Genomic DNA, 1,593 nt, shown 5'->3' with positions numbered 1-1,593 from the left:
ATAACTACGGCGATGCCCAGGCGGGCAAATACCTCTCTGAAGTTCAGGGAGAAGAGGATGTTTTGCGTACCTGTCTTAAGGTTATGGCGTCAGGTTACCGGCCTGAAGTCTGTCCTGAAGGTATACCTCAACCCATGGCACTGATCATCCAGCAGTGCATTGATTGCCGATATGGTGGGGTCGCCGCGAGCTTTCAATCCTTTCAGGATGATACTCTCAGGGTTGAGTATGGACCTGGTCAACCCAGAGGCGTTGTGGCAGGGCAGTCCGGTAACACGGCCCACCGAATCGATATTGCTCGCATAGAAGGCGCTGACATCTGGGAATACTTTCCCGGGATGTTTTCCAGCCACTTCATCCTTCGCAAAAACGCGGATAATAACGGCTATCTGGAAAAAAGAATTCATGATGCGGATGTCCCATCAGACGGCGACGGGCAGCGACTCAGTGATGACACGGTTTCAGAACTCAAGGAGATGGTGATAAAGCTGGAAAACCTGTTGTTCTGCCCGGTGGATGTGGAGTTTGCCATCGATCGTCAGGGTTGCCCGTTTGTGTTACAGGTACGCCCCGTTACCCGACTCTCTGGCGGTATGGATTTTGCCATGCCTGTACCCGAAGACAGTCTGGCCAGTGGCGAAGCCGTAAGCGAAGGCTATTGCACCGGCTCCATCTGGCTGGCCAAAGAACAAGACGCAGTCGCCATGCCAGATGGAGCCATTGTCGTCGCCCACCACGCTGAAGAGTGGATGCTTGTGCCTGAGTTCCTGAAACGGGCAGGCGGTTTTATTATTGCCGAAGGAGGGTTTAATGATCATGTAGCGATCCTCATGAGACAGGAAAAAACACCCTTAATGCTCGCTGGCGGTGAGTATGAGACAGTGGTCGCTCAGGATGGCCAGCAGGCGACACTGGCCTGTGCTCGCTTTAACAGTAAATCTGGTGCCTTCGTTGTGGCTGGTGATATTACCGAAAAACTGGCCAGTCACAGAAGCCTGTCCTCTGCTGTTTCTGATGTGCCGTTAGCAAAAGCCGTCCCGTCACGGGATGATTTGTCTCCCCCTGAAGGCACATTCTGTGAGGTCGCCAGCGGTTTTCAATGGCTCACAGATCAAAATGCCCGTCTGCTGGCATTTTTTGCCCCCGGTGGCGGACTGGATTGTCTAGCAAACCCGATAAAACTGAGCATGTCGCCACAACGATCAAAGTTACTGGCTGAGACCATAGATAACGTAAACCGGCTGATTCAGGGGGCTGAAAAACTGCTGCATGGGTACCGGGCATTCTTGCAGTTGGCGATTGAAAGCCGTTCATCCGTGGTTGATCAATTGCTGAACGAATTACCACAATTGATCTGCCGGTTCGGTACGTTGAAACAGACCATCCGATCGGTATTAAAGAGTATCATTCAGCCAATGCGAGCCAGTGAAGAAGGGCGGATATACCGGCGAAGTTTTCGTCAATGGATAGAAGACTGCTATCAGCTCCAATGCCATCTTCAGGCACTCAAACCCAATACGGCTGATCAGGTGCGAAGTGTCCATGAGCTGATTTTTACCCTGCATCAGCGCTTTGTAGAGGCGCTGGCACCGG

Annotated in this window: 1 protein-coding gene; it reads left to right on the top strand. The window is 52.2% G+C overall.

Annotated elements, in window-relative coordinates; translation table 11 throughout:
* Positions 1-1,593: PEP/pyruvate-binding domain-containing protein (locus KDK19_RS08650; RefSeq protein ID WP_257291743.1), on the top strand; the 1,593-nt coding region annotated here is incomplete at both ends.

This window comes from Endozoicomonas sp. ONNA1, from assembly GCF_024606325.1.
Lineage (GTDB): Bacteria > Pseudomonadota > Gammaproteobacteria > Pseudomonadales > Endozoicomonadaceae > Endozoicomonas_A.
The sequence above is the reverse complement of the archived record's forward strand: the minus strand, read 5'-3'. Positions and strand labels throughout refer to the sequence as shown.